This is a genomic window from Asanoa sp. NPDC049573 (assembly GCF_040676615.1).
Lineage (GTDB): Bacteria > Actinomycetota > Actinomycetes > Mycobacteriales > Micromonosporaceae > Asanoa.
The window spans coordinates 20,537-34,970 of record NZ_JBFAPI010000022.1; the positions used below are offsets into that span (position 1 = coordinate 20,537).

Annotated in this window: 12 protein-coding genes and 1 pseudogene; 7 read left to right on the forward strand and 6 right to left on the reverse strand. The window is 72.7% G+C overall.

The window, feature by feature from the left end:
• Positions 1-147 precede the first annotated feature (147 nt).
• A complete protein-coding gene (locus tag AB0J74_RS33435; protein WP_363455361.1) occupies positions 148-834 on the reverse strand; it encodes an IclR family transcriptional regulator in 687 nt (228 codons plus the stop codon).
• A gap of 49 nt (positions 835-883) precedes the next feature.
• On the opposite strand from AB0J74_RS33435, the gene leuC reads away from it, so the two are divergent.
• The 4 genes from leuC (at position 884) to AB0J74_RS33455 (ending at position 5,743) form a co-directional block, all read left to right on the forward strand.
• A complete protein-coding gene (gene leuC / locus AB0J74_RS33440) occupies positions 884-2,338 on the forward strand; it encodes a 3-isopropylmalate dehydratase large subunit (RefSeq protein ID WP_363455364.1) in 1,455 nt (484 codons plus the stop codon).
• 29 nt (positions 2,339-2,367) lie between these two features.
• The gene (leuD, locus tag AB0J74_RS33445; protein WP_363455367.1) at positions 2,368-2,955 is read left to right on the forward strand and encodes a 3-isopropylmalate dehydratase small subunit; all 588 of its coding nucleotides are present in this window, start codon (positions 2,368-2,370) and stop codon (positions 2,953-2,955) included.
• A gap of 183 nt (positions 2,956-3,138) precedes the next feature.
• Positions 3,139-3,717, forward strand: coding sequence for an HU family DNA-binding protein (locus AB0J74_RS33450; protein WP_363455587.1), 579 nt, complete (start codon positions 3,139-3,141; stop codon positions 3,715-3,717).
• Between the two features lie 139 nt (positions 3,718-3,856).
• Positions 3,857-5,743, forward strand: a complete 1,887-nt coding sequence (locus AB0J74_RS33455; RefSeq protein WP_363455370.1) for an endonuclease/exonuclease/phosphatase family protein — start codon at positions 3,857-3,859, stop codon at positions 5,741-5,743.
• Positions 5,744-5,812: 69 nt separating this feature from the next.
• On the opposite strand, the gene AB0J74_RS33460 is transcribed toward AB0J74_RS33455, so the two are convergent.
• The 5 genes and pseudogenes from AB0J74_RS33460 to cofC all read right to left on the reverse strand — a co-directional run.
• Positions 5,813-6,697, reverse strand: coding sequence for a bifunctional NUDIX hydrolase/histidine phosphatase family protein (locus tag AB0J74_RS33460; protein ID WP_363455373.1), 885 nt, complete (start codon positions 6,695-6,697; stop codon positions 5,813-5,815).
• The gene (locus tag AB0J74_RS33465; RefSeq protein ID WP_363455375.1) at positions 6,685-8,214 is read right to left on the reverse strand and encodes a CYTH and CHAD domain-containing protein; all 1,530 of its coding nucleotides are present in this window, start codon (positions 8,212-8,214) and stop codon (positions 6,685-6,687) included. Before AB0J74_RS33465 ends, AB0J74_RS33460 begins: the two co-directional genes overlap by 13 nt.
• A 24-nt stretch (positions 8,215-8,238) precedes the next feature.
• Entirely contained in the window at positions 8,239-10,488 is a 2,250-nt protein-coding gene (locus AB0J74_RS33470; protein WP_363455378.1) for an RNA degradosome polyphosphate kinase, read from the reverse strand.
• 156 nt (positions 10,489-10,644) lie between these two features.
• Positions 10,645-10,842 carry a cold-shock protein gene (locus AB0J74_RS33475; protein WP_363455590.1) on the reverse strand — a complete coding sequence of 66 codons (198 nt, stop codon included), beginning with the start codon at positions 10,840-10,842 and terminating at the stop codon, positions 10,645-10,647.
• A 12-nt stretch (positions 10,843-10,854) separates the two neighbouring features.
• Positions 10,855-11,466, reverse strand: a pseudogene (cofC, locus tag AB0J74_RS33480) (2-phospho-L-lactate guanylyltransferase); the annotation flags it as partial.
• Between the two features lie 120 nt (positions 11,467-11,586).
• On the opposite strand from cofC, the gene AB0J74_RS33485 reads away from it, so the two are divergent.
• The 3 genes from AB0J74_RS33485 to AB0J74_RS33495 are packed head-to-tail and all read left to right on the forward strand — an operon-like array spanning position 11,587 to position 14,433.
• Positions 11,587-12,333: a lysophospholipid acyltransferase family protein gene (locus AB0J74_RS33485; protein ID WP_363455381.1), complete on the forward strand. Its 747-nt coding sequence runs from the start codon at positions 11,587-11,589 to the stop codon at positions 12,331-12,333.
• Complete coding sequence (locus tag AB0J74_RS33490) at positions 12,330-13,325, forward strand: NAD(P)H-dependent glycerol-3-phosphate dehydrogenase (RefSeq protein WP_363455385.1); 996 nt, start codon at positions 12,330-12,332, stop codon at positions 13,323-13,325. Before AB0J74_RS33485 ends, AB0J74_RS33490 begins: the two co-directional genes overlap by 4 nt.
• Position 13,326: 1 nt before the next feature.
• Positions 13,327-14,433, forward strand: coding sequence for a cystathionine gamma-lyase (locus tag AB0J74_RS33495; protein ID WP_363455388.1), 1,107 nt, complete (start codon positions 13,327-13,329; stop codon positions 14,431-14,433).
• Position 14,434: the final 1 nt, after the last annotated feature.

Here is a 14,434-nt window from a genome sequence, read left to right on the forward strand (position 1 = left end):
CGGGGGCTCCGCTTCGCTGCTCTTACTGACATTGGCCTTTTCCCGGGTCCGCGGTGGTGCGGACCGTTGCTCCCGCCGGGGATCGCTCCGCTTCGCTGCGCTTGCCAGGTCCGCGGTCGGTTGCGGATCTGTCCACTGTGGGTTGGGTCAGAGGCCGGAAAGGCGTTGGCCGGCGCGGACTACGGCCATGGCGTGGCGGTCGCCGGGGCGGCGGCCGAGGCGCTCGATCGGGCCTGAGACGCTGATCGAGGCGATGACCCGGCCGGTGCGGTCGCGGATCGGGGCCGAGACGCTGGCCACGCCGGGCTCGCGCTCGGCGACGCTCTGGGCCCAGCCGCGACGCCTGACCTCGGCCAGCGTGCGGCCGGTAAACTTGCAGCGTGGCAGCAGGGGCATGACCGCCTCCGGCGGCTCCCAGGCGAGCAGGATCTGGGCGGCCGAGCCGGCCGTCATCGGCAGCACCGAACCGACCGGCACCGTGTCGCGCAGGCCACTGGCGCGTTCCGCGGCGGCGACGCAGATTCGTTCGTCGGCACGGCGCAGATAGAGCTGGGCGCTCTCGCCGGTCGCGTCCCGCAATGCGGACAACAGCGGCTCGGCGGCGGTGAGCAGCACATCGGGCGCCGCGTTGGCCAGCTCGCCCAGGCGCGGGCCGGGGCGCCAGCGCCCCTGTGTGTCGCGCACCAGCAAGCGATGGATCTCCAACGCCTGTGCCAGGCGGTGCGCGGTGGCCCTCGGCAACCGGGTCCGCTCCACCAATTCGGCCAGGCTGGCGCCGTCGACACAGGCCGCGAGGATCACCACCGCCTTGTCCAGGACGCCGACACCGCTCATACTGTGTCCCACAAGCCGAAACATACCTCCCAGAATTTAGGATGTCCAGATGGTGGGAGTCACTCCGAAGCCAACGTCACCGAGGACCCTGGCCGAGAAGGTCTGGGACGCGCACGTGGTGCGGTCCGCCGAGGGTGAGCCAGATCTGCTCTTCATCGACCTGCACCTGCTGCACGAGGTGACCAGCCCGCAGGCGTTCGACGGTCTGCGCGCCGCCGGCCGGCCCGTGCGGCGCACCGATCTGACGCTCGCGACCGAGGATCACAACACGCCAACGGGTTACAGCAACCCCGCGTTCAACCTCCGCCGCGGTGATCCGCTGACGATCGCCGACCCGACGTCGCGCACCCAGATCGAGACGCTGCGCCGCAACTGCACCGAGTTCGGCATCCGCCTTCTCCCACTGGGCGACGACAACCAGGGCATCGTGCACGTGATCGGGCCGCAGCTCGGCGTCACCCAGCCCGGCTTGACGATCGTGTGCGGCGACTCACACACCGCCACCCACGGCGCTTTCGGCGCGCTGGCCTTCGGCATCGGCACCAGTGAGGTCGAGCACGTGCTGGCCACCCAGACGCTGCCGCAGTCGCGCCCGAAGACCATGGCCGTCAACGTGGTGGGCGACCTGGCTCCCGGCGTCACCGCCAAAGACCTTGTGCTGGCGCTGATCGCTCAGGTCGGCACCGGCGGTGGCCGCGGCCACATCGTCGAATACCGCGGCGAGGCGATCCGCAACCTCTCGATGGAGGGGCGGATGACGATCGCGAATATGTCGATCGAATGGGGCGCCAAGGCCGGCATGATCGCGCCGGACGAGACCACCTACGCCTATCTGAAGGGCCGGCCCAACGCGCCGCAGGGCGACGCCTGGGACGCCGCCCTCGATTACTGGCGCAGCCTGCCGACCGACGAGGGCGCGGTCTTCGACACCGAGGTGACCCTCGACGCGACCCGGATCAGCCCGTTCGTCACCTGGGGCACCAACCCCGGCCAGGGCGTCGCGCTCGACGGCACGGTGCCGGCACCGGAAGACTTCGCCCTCGAGGGCGAGCGCACCGCTGCGACCCGGGCGCTGGAATACATGGCGCTGACGCCCGGCACGCCGCTGCGCGACATCGCGGTCGACGTGGTCTTCGTCGGCTCCTGCACCAACGGCCGGCTGGAAGACCTGCGCGCGGCCGCCGACGTGATCCGCGGCCACCGGGTCGCCGAGGGCGTGCGGATGCTCGTCGTGCCCGGTTCCGCGGCCGTCCGCGAGGCGGCCGAGATGGAGGGTCTCGACAAGGTCTTCGCCGACGCCGGCGCCGAGTGGCGGTTCGCCGGCTGCTCCATGTGTCTGGGCATGAACCCCGACACGCTGTCGCCCGGCCAGCGCTGCGCGTCCACCTCCAACCGCAACTTCGAGGGCCGCCAGGGTCGTGGCGGGCGTACCCACCTCGTCTCGCCGCCCGTCGCCGCAGCCACCGCCGTGCGCGGCCGGCTGGCGTCGCCGGCGGACCTGTGACGTCGGCGACACCAGGGAGAGAAGAAACGATGGACAAGTTCACCGTGCACACCGGCACCGCGGTCCCGCTGCGGCGGTCCAACGTGGATACCGACCAGATCATCCCGGCGGTGTACCTCAAGAGGGTGACCCGCACCGGCTTCCAGGACGGCCTGTTCAGCGCCTGGCGCGAAGACCCGTCGTTCGTGCTCAACGACCCCAGCTACGGGGGCGCGACGGTGCTCGTCGCCGGTCCCGAGTTCGGCACCGGGTCATCGCGGGAGCACGCCGTGTGGGCCTTGCGGGACTACGGTTTCCGCGCCGTCGTCTCGCCCCGGTTCGGCGACATCTTCCGTGGCAACGCGCTCAAGGAGGGCCTGCTGCCGGTCGAGCTCGAACTGCCGGCTGTGGAGGAGCTGTGGACTCTGGTCGAGGGTGACCCCACCACCGCGGTCACGGTCGACCTGGAAAAGCGGGAACTCCGTGCGGGTGACCATGTCTGGTCGTTCCCGCTCGACGACTTCAGCCGTTGGCGCCTGCTGGAAGGGCTCGACGACATCGGCCTGACGTTGCGCCATGAGGCTGAAATCACGGAGTATGAGCAGCGTCGACCGGCTTTCCTGCCGGCTATCGGCTAGCCCTTTATCGGCCACACAGCCGGCCGCAGCCTCGAATTCGCCCCCTCCGGGTCATCCGGAGGGGGCGAATCCGTTGAGACACAACGACTTTTTTCGGCGATATGTTTGTGTACCGATGACAATGGGCATACGGTGCGCGCAGAATGGCTCGCGTTGAGGCCATGCAAACATCGGAGGGAAGTTGTGAACAAAGCCGAGCTCATCGAGGCGCTCGCCGCTCGCCTGGGGGACCGGAAGACGGCGACGGCGGCGCTCGACGCGGTCCTCGCCGAGGTCCAGCAAGCGGTCACCAAGGGAGACCGGGTTGCCATCACCGGCTTCGGTGTCTTCGAAAAGCGCGTGCGCGGCGCCCGAACAGCCCGCAACCCGCGCACCGGCGAAGCGGTGAAGGTCAAGAAGACGTCCGTCCCGGCGTTCCGCGCAGGCGCGGGCTTCCGGGAGATGGTCGCCAGCGGTCGGGTGCCCAAGGTCGCCGCGGCCAAGAAGACCACTGCCAAGGCGACGACCGCCAAGGCCACCGGCACCAAGGCCACCACCGCCACGAAGGCGGCGGCCGCCAAGAAGACCGCCACCGCGACGAAGAAGGCCGCTCCCGCCAAGACGGCCGCCAAGTCGACCGCGGCGAAGACCACCACCGCCCGCAAGGCGGCCGTTGCCAAGAAGACCAGCAGCGCGGCTGCCAAGAAGACCACCACGGCACGCACCACCGCCGCGGCCAAGAAGGCTCCCGCCCGGAAGGCGCCCGCCAAGAAGGCACGCTGACCTGACGAGACGCCGAAGGCGCCCACCGGTACCCGGTGGGCGCCTTCGGCCGTAAAGGTCCGCTGTGGACCTCACGGTCAGCGCTGTCGAGCCAACCGAACGTAGACGAGGCCGCCGCCGGCGGCTGAGAATCTCTCGGGTGCGCCGCACCTATCTGACCGCCGCCGGGATCGCGCTCGGTGTCGCCTTGCTGACCGACGTGCTCCGCGTCTGGCTGCCTTCGATCATCACCATCTTCGGGCAGGCCGCGTCGACACCGGCCGAGCTGATGGGCGGCTTCGCGCTGTTGTGGTTCGTCGGCGCGTTCGCCGTCGTTCCGTTGGTGCGCCCCCTCGGTCCGCGCGGTGTGGCGTCGGTCGCGGGCATCGCGCTCGCCGCCTGCCGGCTCGGGTTGCTCGCCACCGACGGCGGGCAGGCTCAGCTCTACCTCTCCAGCGCCGGTCTGCTGGCCGGTCTGGTGTGGCTCGCCGCGACCGCGGTCATCGGTGCCGAACCGGTTCCCGGCCTCGTTCTCGGCCTCGCGCTGGGCACCGCGACGCACGCCGCGGTCGGCACATTCGACCTCACCTGGCGCGGCGGCGCGATCGCGTGGACGGTGACAGCGCTGCAGTGCCTGGCATTCGGCGCTCTGCTGCCCGCCGTGACCAACCACACAACCAGATCCGTGCCCGGTCCGGCAGCCTGGTTCGTCGCCGGACCGGTCCTGCTGTTGTGGACGATGGTCGCCGGCTCGCCCGCGCTCGCGAACACCGCCGTCTCCTACGCGTCCGGCGAGGAGGCCGGGATCGCCGGTCCGGGCCTGGGTTCGGGGTTGCCGGCCGCCGCGCTGGTCGCCGTGTCGGTCGGGTTACTGGCGGCCGGTGCCCTGCTGCCGAGGCCGACCGTGCCCGTGGCCGGCGCGGGTCTGGTGACCCTCGTCGGCGGCACCATCGCCTTCACCCGGTCGTGGGGATCCGGCCTGACCCTGGCGATGCCGGTTACCGCGTTGGGCCTAGGGCTGGTGTTGTGCGCGACCGGATTCCGCACCGGCCGGCCGGACCCTGCGGTCGGCGCTGTGCGGCGTGGCTTCGCGGCGGTCGGCGGCCTGACCCTGTTCGCGGTCGCCGCGGTGCTCTACTACGCCTCATATGACATCGGCTACCCCAACGAGTGGGTGCCGCCCGCGGTCGCGGCCGTCGTCGCGGTTGTGGCCGGGCGACCGCCGTACCCCCGAATGGATGTCGGTCGTTCCTTGTCCTGGACCGCTGTTCCGCTGGCCGTCATCGTCGCGTTCGCGGCGGCGCTGGTGTTGCCGCGTCCGGTGCCGGGCGACGGGCGCGCGCCGGCGCCCGGCGTGCTGCGGGTGGTGGCCTACAACATCCGGATGGGCTTCGGCCTCGACGGCCGCCTCGACCTGGCCGGCCTCACGACGGCGATCGCCGCGCAGCGGCCCGATGTCGTGCTGCTCAGCGAGGTCGACCGGGCCTGGCTGCTCAACGGCGGCCACGACACGCTCGCGCTGCTCGCCGACCGGCTCGGGATGCCCTACCGGTTCGCGCCGGCGGCCGACGCGGTCTGGGGCGACGCGGTGCTGACCCGGCTGCCGGTGGTCTACACGGCGACGGTCCGATTGCGCGCGGCCGGCGCACCGACCGGCGCACAGGCGCTCGGTGTCGTGCTCGACGCCGGCGGTGCCGAGATCGCGGTCGTCTCCACCCACCTGCAGCCACCGCCCGACGGTGGCCCGGTGAGCCAGGCGGGTGAGGTCGCGGCGTTCGCCCGCGGCTTCGCGGCCGGGCGCCCGCTGGTCGTCGGCGGCGACCTCAACACCCAGCCGGGCGACCCGGCGTTCGCGGCGTTCACCGGCGCCGGGCTGCTCGACGGCTTCGCCGCCGCCCGGCCGCTTTTCACCTCGCCGGCCGACGCGCCCCGCGAGCAGATCGACCATCTACTGGTGTCACCGGAGATCACCGTGACCGAGGTCGTCGCGCCGCGCACCGAGGCGTCCGACCACCTCCCGGTCGCCGCGACGCTGACCGTAGCCTGAGACCCCCGCCGCGCCCGCTGAGATCGCCGAGGAGCCGACAGCCGCCGGCCGGGGTGGTCCAGGAGGGGCTCAGAGCCGGTCGGCCGCGACGGCGCGCTCGCCGGAGAAGGCCAGGAGCCAGCCGCCGCCCTTGGGGGTGCGGTAGTCGTCGACGGCCTCCGTGCCCAGCAACCGGGCCAGCGCGCCGGGCATCACCTTGCCCTGGCTGCAGGCCACGAAGTCGGCGCCGGCGGCGGCCAGTTCGGTCAGCCGGCCGGCCGCGGCCAGCGCCTTCTCCTGCGGGTCCTGGCCCGGCTTGGGCTCGTCGAGCGCCGAGTCGGCCACGATCGGCAGGTCGAGCGCCTCGGCCAGCGGTTCGAGGGTCTGCACGCAGCGCCGGGGCGTGGCCGAGACCAGGTGGGCCGGGCGCACCAGCGCGAGCAGGGCCGCCAGTTCGGTGGCCTGGGCCCGGCCAGCCTTGTCGAGTGGCCGGGCGGTGTCGGGGCCGGACCAGTTGCCGCGCTTGCCGGCGTGGGCGTGCCGGGCCAGGCCGCAGACGGCGGTGACCGGCGGCAGGGCGGCGAAGTCGCGTACGACCTGGATGTCATGGCTGTAGCTGAGCAGCCGCGACGCCTCGTCGACGGGCAGCCAGCGGATCGCGTTGACCTCGTCGGACTCGGCCACCAGCCGCGGATCGTCGCTGACGTAGCGCATCGACCAGTAGTCGACCGTCTTCGGGAACCCCTCGCGCACGGTGTAGCGGACGCCCGGGAGGCGCACCTGCGGCACGGCGGCCACACCGGTTTCCTCGGAGACCTCGCGCACCGCCGCGGCCAGCGGATGCTCGCCGGCCTCGAGCTTGCCCTTGGGCAGCGACCAGTCGTCGTAGCGCTCGCGGTGCACGAGACAGATCTCGACGCCGTCGCCGGCCGGCCGCCACACCACTCCGCCGGCGGCGCGGATCAGGGTAGCCATCGCGTCCGGGTCGGCTCGGCGGCCACCGCCCAGGCCTCCGGGAAGGCGGCCCGGACGGCCCGGATCGCGGTGCGCTCCCGCTCGTAGAGCCGGCCGGCGACCAGCGCGAGCGCGGTGTCGTCGGGCGACTCGGCGGCCAGCGAGACCCAGGTGTCGGCGGCGACCGCGGCGTCCTGGTGCTCGCCGAGCAGGTTCTGCACCCGGCCGAGCGCCTTGGCCAGCTTGGCCGCCGGGCCGCCGATGACGGAGGCGACCGCGTCGACGGCGTAGCGGGCCCGCTTGCCGTTGATCCGCACCGCGTGCCAGCGCTCGTCGGCGGCCAGCGGGTCGAGGTCGGCGGCGCCGTCGACACCCTTGGCGCCGTAGGCCAACCGCCGCCAGGGCCGGGCCACCATCCGCGGCAGCAGCCGCTGTGCCGGCTGTGCGGCGCTCGCCAGCACCTTCGGCTCGCGGGCCGCGGCGATCAGCAGGTCGAGCATCGCGTGGTAACGCGGGCTGCGCAGGGCCTCCTCCACGGTCGTCAGCGCCTGCCGTTGCCGGGCGTCGAGGGCCGCGTCGAGGCGGGCCACCGCGTCGCCGTCGACCGGGCAGAGCGGGTCGGCGTTGGCGGTGTGCTGCAGCCGTTCGCGAAGCACCTCGGCGTCGCGGGCCTCGCCCAGCACACCGGCGATCCAGCGCAACTCGTCGCGCAGCCGGTCGGCCCAGGCGCGGTCCAGCAACGCGCCGAACGTACGCAGGTCGCTGCGCAACCGCCGGCAGCCGACCCGCATCTGGTGCACGGCGGTGTCGCCGTCGTCGAGCGGCTGGCCGAGCCGGACCAGCGGGTCGTGCGCGAAGATCCGGCCGATCCCGGACCGCACCGCGGCCGCCACCACCTCGGCCGCCGACGGCTGCTCGGGCAGGTTGCCCGGTGGTGTCAGGTCGGGCGGCAACGCGGCCGCGGCGCCCAGGGCCCGCACGTGCTTGGGTGTGAACTCGCCCTCGACCGCGCCGGCCCCGGTGAGCGCGCCGGCCACCGCGTCGAGCACCTCGCGCCCGCCGTCCTTGCGCTCCACCTCGATCTCGCGGAACGCCATCCGCACGGCCTTGCCGTCGAAGACGGTGACCGCGTCGTCGGCGAGTTCGGCCAGCACGGTGCCCTCGGCGTCGTGCAGTTCGTAGGCCTGGCGCACGCTGCGGATCCGGGCCGCCGGGGCCAGCGCCGCACCGCGCGACCAGGCGGTCACCAGCGCCACCAGGTCGGCCGGCGGGTTGCCGGGCCGGCCCTTACGGGAGATCTCGTGGCGCAGCCCGGGAACCGCCGCGGGCAGCTTCACCGTCCACGGCAGGTCGTCGCCCTTGCGGTGGCGCAACGACACCCCGGACCGGGCCAGTCGCAGGTCAGGGGTGTCGTAGTAGGTGGCCGTGAGGGTCACCGGCGGTGCCTGGACGACGGTGCCGCCGGTCGGGAGCCGGTCGGTCAGGTCCGGCAGCCGGAACGCGTCGTCGGCCCCGAACTTGCGTTCCTCTTCAAGCATGCCGGCCAGCCTAACCGTGGTCGCTCAACCCGCGGTGCCGACGAAGCGGCGCAGCAGGCGACTCTGCACGTGCTCCAGTGGCCGGTCCAAAGTGGAGGCGCGGCGGATCCAGCTGCCGTCGCCCTGCAGCACGAACGCGTCGATGTCGTCGCTCATCGAGTCGGTCAGCACGCTGTTCAGCTCGGCCCGGGCGACCTGGTCGGTGACCAGCACCAACGCCTCGACCCGGCGGTCGAGGTTGCGGTGCATCATGTCGGCCGAGCCGATCCAGAACTCGGTCGCCGGGTCGTCGGGGTCGACGCCGAACCGGAAGACCCGGGAGTGTTCGAGGAACCGGCCGAGGATCGAGTGCACCCGGATGTTGTCGGACAGGCCGGGCACGCCCGGCCGCAGCGTGCACATGCCCCGGATGATGAGGTCGACGTCGACGCCGGCCTGCGAGGCCCGGTAGAGCGCGTCGATGATCTCCTCGTCGACCAGGCCGTTGGCCTTCATCTGGACCAGGCCCGCGCCGCCCAGCCGGACCTTGTCGATCTCGCGGTCGATCCGCTCGATCAGGCCGCTGCGGATGCCGTGCGGCGCCACCAGCAGCCGGCGGTAGGCGGTCTGCCGGCTGTAGCCGGTCAGCACGTTGAACAGGTCCGTCAGGTCGGCGCCGACCTCCGGGTCGGCGGTCAGCATGCCGAAGTCCTCGTAGAGCCGCGCGGTCTTCGGGTGGTAGTTGCCGGTGCCGATGTGGCAGTAGCGGCGGATCTGGTTGCCCTCCTGGCGTACGACCAAAGCGGTCTTGCAGTGGGTCTTGAGCCCCACCAGGCCGTAGACCACGTGACAGCCGGCGCGTTCCAGCATCCGGGCCCACCCGATGTTGGCCACCTCGTCGAACCGGGCCTTCACCTCGACCAGCACCACGACCTGCTTGCCGGCGGTCGCGGCGTCGATCAGCGCGTCGACGATCGGCGAATCGCCACTGGTGCGGTAGAGCGTCTGCTTGATGGCCAGCACGTTGGGATCGGCCGCGGCCTGCTCGATGAAGCGCTGCACGCTGGTCGAGAACGAGTGGTAGGGGTGGTGCACCAGCACGTCGCCGTCGCGCAGCACCGAGAAGACGCTGCGCGGCACCTCGCCCTCGACCAGCCGCGGGTGGGTGGCCGGCACGAACGGCTTGTCCTTGAGGTCGGGCCGGTCGACGTCGCCGTAGACCTGCCAGAGCGAGGCCAGGTCGAGCAGGCCGCGCACCCGCAGCACGTCGCTGGCCTCCATGTCGAGCTCGCGGACCAGCAGGTCGAGCACGTGGTCCGAGATGGAGGCGGCGACCTCGAGCCGCACCGGCGGGCCGAACCGGCGCCGCGCCAGCTCCCGTTCGAGCGCCTGGAGCAGGTCTTCGTCGCGGTCTTCGTCGACCTCGACGTCGGCGTTGCGGGTCACCCGGAACAGATGGCACTCGACCACCTGCATGCCCGAGAAGAGCTGGCTGAGGTGGGTCGAGATGAGCTCCTCGACCGGCAGGAACCGGTTGGTGCGGCCGATCCGGACGAACCGCGGCACGTTGTTGGGCACCTTGACCCGAGCGAACAGCACCTGGCCGCCGTCGGGATCGCGGACCGAGACGGCCAGGCTCAGCGAGCGGTTGGAGATGTAGGGGAACGGGTGGGCCGGGTCGACCGCGAGCGGGGTCAGCACCGGGAACACGTGGTCCCGGAAGTAGGTGCGCATCTGCTCGCGCTCGTCGGCGGCCAGGTCGTCCCACTGGAGCAGCTCGATGCCCTCGGCGCTCAGCTTGGGCAGCACCTCGTCGACGAAACAGGCGGCCTGCCGGGCGACCAGGTCGGTGGTCTTCTCGGCGACCAACTCGAGCTGGGTGCGCAACGGCATCTGGTCGCCGCCGCGGACCGGGAGACCGGCCTGCAGGCGGCGCTTGAGGCCGGCGACCCGCACCATGTAGAACTCGTCGAGGTTGCTGGCGAAGATCGCGAGGAACTTGGCCCGCTCCAGCAACGGCGTCGACGGGTCCTCGGCGAGGGCGAGAACCCGGGCGTTGAAGTCGAGCCACGACAGCTCGCGGTTGAGAAACCGGTCCTCCGGCAGCGGATCCGAGCCGAGCGGCGGGATGTCGTCGGGTGGCGGCGAGTCGGCGTTGTCGTTGGCGGTCGGCGGCGGCGGGTTCTCCGGCGCGGGGCCGTGGCCGGCGGACGGGGTGCCGCGGCCGCTCGGCGTCGGCGGGTCGCGGGTCTCGGTCGGCCCGCCGACCGGCACCAGCTCCGAAACCGAGGACACCAGCGCGCCATGATCGTCGGACGTCGTTTTGAGGAACCGTCCGTCGGTTCCTCTGCGGCGTGGGTGTGGCAGGCGTCGGCCGGGTGTATCGGTCACCCCATCATCATTACCCGACCGAGCTGAACGTGAAATGCACTTGGGTCGACTGGTGACAGCTCAGGGGAAGGTGGGGATGGTGAGGCGAGTCACCGTGCCGGTGGCGTCCTGGTCGATCCGTACCCGCTGGCCGAGCCTGAGCAGCCGCAGCCCCGAGGCATCGAAGGCGGTCGCGGGATAGGCGAGTTCGCTGCCGTCGTCGAGCAGCACGGTGCCTGACCGGCTCGCCGGGTCGTAGGTCGCCACGGTGCCCTGCATATCAGCACCGTAGCCCAGAAGGCGCGCCGTGTGCGGACCCAGACCGAGCGCGGCCGCCGCGGCGAGATCGGCCGCCGTGTCCACGTCGCGGCGCAGGGTCGGCCAGGGTCCGTCCAGGGGCACGGCACCCGACGCGGCGTGCGCCGACGCGGAATCAACACCGAAACGCGGATCCAGGGGTACGCCCGGGGGCGCGGTCAACAGCACGGTGCCGGTCCCGGGTGCGTCTGCGGCGTACCGGCGTACCCCCGTCGTCGAGGCGATCGCCAACGCGGCGGTGAGTTCGCTGCTGGCCAGCGCCGGCAGGTCGGCCTGGAGGGCGGCGACGGGCCGGCCGTCCGTGGCGTTCGCGGCGCCCCGCGCGAACGCCGGGTTGAGCCCGCCGCCGGCCGGCTCCGGCACGGCTCGTGCGCCCAGGGCCGCCAGCGCCGCGGCCGCGCCGGGGTCGTCGGTGACCGCGATCACCTCGGCGACCTCGCTGGAGGCCAGCGCCGCCGTCGCCGTGTCGAGGGCGAGGGCCAGCGCGAGCCGCTCATGGGCCACTCCGGGCAGCGCGCCACGCAGCCGGCTCTTGCCGGCCGCCGGCGGTTTGACCGGCAGCACGACCGCCCAGTTCCCACGCACCCGCATATCGTGCCAGGCCCGCACGCACCCTCCGGGTGGCCCTCGGCCGGCCCGAGCAGGCATGATTTCGCTGCGGGCCGCGCTGGCGGGCGCGGTTGGCGGGTGGCCGGAGGAGGCAGGGTGGCACGGCGGAGGCTGGGTTTCTGGCGGCGGTTCGTGGTCGTCCTCGTCAAGCCGGTGCTGACCGGCTGGACCAAGCGCACCTGGACCGGGATGGAGCACATCCCGGCGACCGGCGGCGCGATCATCGTGGCCAACCACCTCTCGCACGCCGATCCGGTGGTCGTCGGTCACTACCTCTACGACGCCGGCCGGTGGCCGAGCTTCCTGGCCAAGGCCAGCGTGTTCCGGGCGCCGGTGGTCGGCTACATCATCTCGCGGTGCCAGCAGATCGCGGTCGAGCGCGGCACGGTCGACGCCGCGCGGTCGCTGGACTCGCTGGTCACGGCCGTCAAAGACGGCAGCTCGGTGATCATCTACCCCGAGGGCACCACCACCAAGGAACCCGACCTGTGGCCGATGAAGGGCAAGACCGGTGCCGCCCGGCTGGCCCTGACCACCGGCGCGCCGGTGATCCCGATCGTGATGGACGGGCCGCAGGCGATGTTCGACCCGCGTACCCACAAGGTCGGCCTGCGGCCGCGGATCCCGGTGCGGGTCAACGCCGGCCCGCCGGTCGACCTGACCAGGTGGGCCGGCGCGGCGCCGACCCGGCCGACGCTCGACGCCATGACCGAGGAGATCATGCTGCGCCTGCGCGACATGCTGGCCGAGATGCGCGGCGTGACCGACCCGCCGCCGCTCTGGTCGCCGCCGCGCAAGTCCAACGGCGCCGCACCCGTCGTGCCCAACGGGGAGCCGGTATGAGCCACGTGGCCGTACTCGGCGCGGGCTCGTGGGGCACGGCGTTCGCCAAGATCCTCGGTGAGGCTGGTCGTGACGTGACGATCTGGTCCCGCCGCGAGGCGGTGGCCACCGGCATCCGCGAGACGGGCCGCAACCCCGACTACTTCCCGGACGTACGCCTGCCCGAGCGGGTCACCGCGACCGCCGACGCCGGCAAGGCGCTCGACGGTGCCGAGATCGTCGTGCTCGCCGTGCCGTCCCAGACGTTGCGCGGCAACCTGGCCGACTGGCGGGGCGCGATCGACTCCGACGCGACCCTGGTATCGCTGATGAAGGGCATCGAACTCGGCACCACCAAGCGGATGAGCGAGGTGGTGATCGAGGCGGCCCAGGTGCCGGCCGACCGGGTGGTGGTGGTCTCCGGGCCCAACCTGGCGCCGGAGATCGCCCTCGGGCAGCCCGCGGCGACCGTGGTGGCCGGCACCGACATCCGGCGCGCGACGCTGGTGCAGAACGCGATCACCACGCCCTACATGCGGCCCTACACCAACGACGACGTGGTCGGCGCGGAGTTGGGTGGCGCGGTGAAGAACGTGATCGCGCTGGCCTACGGCATCGCCGAGGCGATGCGGCTCGGCGACAACATCAAGGCCACGCTGATCACCCGCGGCCTCGCCGAGACGGCCCGGCTGGGCGTCGCGCTCGGCGCCGACCCGCTCACCTTCGCCGGCCTCTCCGGCCTGGGCGACCTCGTCGGCACCTGCCACTCGCCGTTCTCCCGCAACCGCACGTTCGGCGAGCGGCTCGGCCGGGGCGAGACGCTGGAGCAGGCGCAGGCCGCCGTGGGGCAGACCGCCGAGGGCGTCAAGAGCTGCCTCGCGATCCGCGACCTGGCCCGCAAGAACGACGTGGAGATGCCGATCACCGAACAGGTCGAGCGGGTCTGCCACGAGGGCGCCGACCCTCGCGAGGCGCTGACGATCCTGATGACCCGCACCACGAAAGCCGAGTGAATTGAGCGAGTACGGCGACGGCACCCGATCCGTGCACGCGGGCCTGCCGCCCGCGGTTCCGGGTGAGCCCTTCCTGCCCGGCCCGGTGTTCGCGGCCCCCTACCACCTCGACCCCGTGGCCGGCCCGGCCGCGACGCCCAACGGCTACGGGCGGCCCGACAACCGCACCCGGCGGCTGCTGGAGGCGGCGATCGGCGAACTGGAGGGCGGTTCGGCGCTGGCCTTCGCGAGCGGCCAGGCGGCGGTGTCCGCGGTGCTGCTGTCGATCCTGCGGCCCGGCGACCACGTGGTGCTGCCCACCGACGGCTACTACCCGGTCCGCGGCTTCGCCACGTCGGCGCTCTCGGAGCTGGGGGTCAAGGTCTCGTTCGCACCCACCGCCGGGCCGCACCCGTCCTACGCGGGCGTGCGGTTGGTGCTGCTGGAGACGCCGGCCAACCCGGGCCTCGACGTGTGTGACATCGCCTCGCTGGCCTCGGAGGCGCACGCGGCCGGTGCGTTGGTCGCGGTCGACAACACCACCGCGACGCCGCTCGGTCAGCGCCCGCTGGACCTCGGGGCCGACATCTCGCTGGCGTCCGGGACCAAGGCGCTGACCGGACATTCAGACCTGCTGCTGGGGTACGTGACGACCCGCTCGACGGCGCTGCTGGAGTCGCTGACCTCGTGGCGCACCCTCACCGGCTCGATTCCGGGCGCCTTCGACGCGTGGCTGGCGCACCGGTCGCTGCTGACGCTCGACGTGCGGCTGGCCCGCCAGTCGTCCAACGCGGCCGCGGTGGTGGCGGCGCTGGCGGCGCGCCCCGACGTCACCGGGCTGCGGTGGCCGGGGCTGCCGAGCGATCCGTCGTACGCCGTCGCGTCGCGGCAGATGCGCCGGATTCCCGGTGTCGTCGCGTTCGACCTCGGTTCGGCGGAGCGGGTGGCCCGGTTCCTGTCGGCGTCGCGGTTGGTCGCGGCCGCGACCTCGTTCGGCGGCGTGCACACCAGCGCCGACCGGCGGGAGCAGTGGGGCGACGACACGGCGCCGGGCTTCGTGCGGCTCTCGTGCGGCATCGAGGACGCGGCCGACCTGGTCGCCGACATCACCGCGGCATTGGACGCCTGAG

Coding starts and splice junctions, on each gene's coding strand:
- AB0J74_RS33475 (WP_363455590.1), bottom strand. CDS start 10,842: ATGCAGGGCACCGTGGCGACCTACGACCCGGCGAGCCGGTCAGGCACC.
- AB0J74_RS33435 (WP_363455361.1), bottom strand. CDS start 834: ATGAGCGGTGTCGGCGTCCTGGACAAGGCGGTGGTGATCCTCGCGGCC.
- AB0J74_RS33465 (WP_363455375.1), bottom strand. CDS start 8,214: ATGCTTGAAGAGGAACGCAAGTTCGGGGCCGACGACGCGTTCCGGCTG.
- leuC (WP_363455364.1), top strand. CDS start 884: ATGGTGGGAGTCACTCCGAAGCCAACGTCACCGAGGACCCTGGCCGAG.
- AB0J74_RS33490 (WP_363455385.1), top strand. CDS start 12,330: ATGAGCCACGTGGCCGTACTCGGCGCGGGCTCGTGGGGCACGGCGTTC.
- AB0J74_RS33460 (WP_363455373.1), bottom strand. CDS start 6,697: ATGGCTACCCTGATCCGCGCCGCCGGCGGAGTGGTGTGGCGGCCGGCC.
- leuD (WP_363455367.1), top strand. CDS start 2,368: ATGGACAAGTTCACCGTGCACACCGGCACCGCGGTCCCGCTGCGGCGG.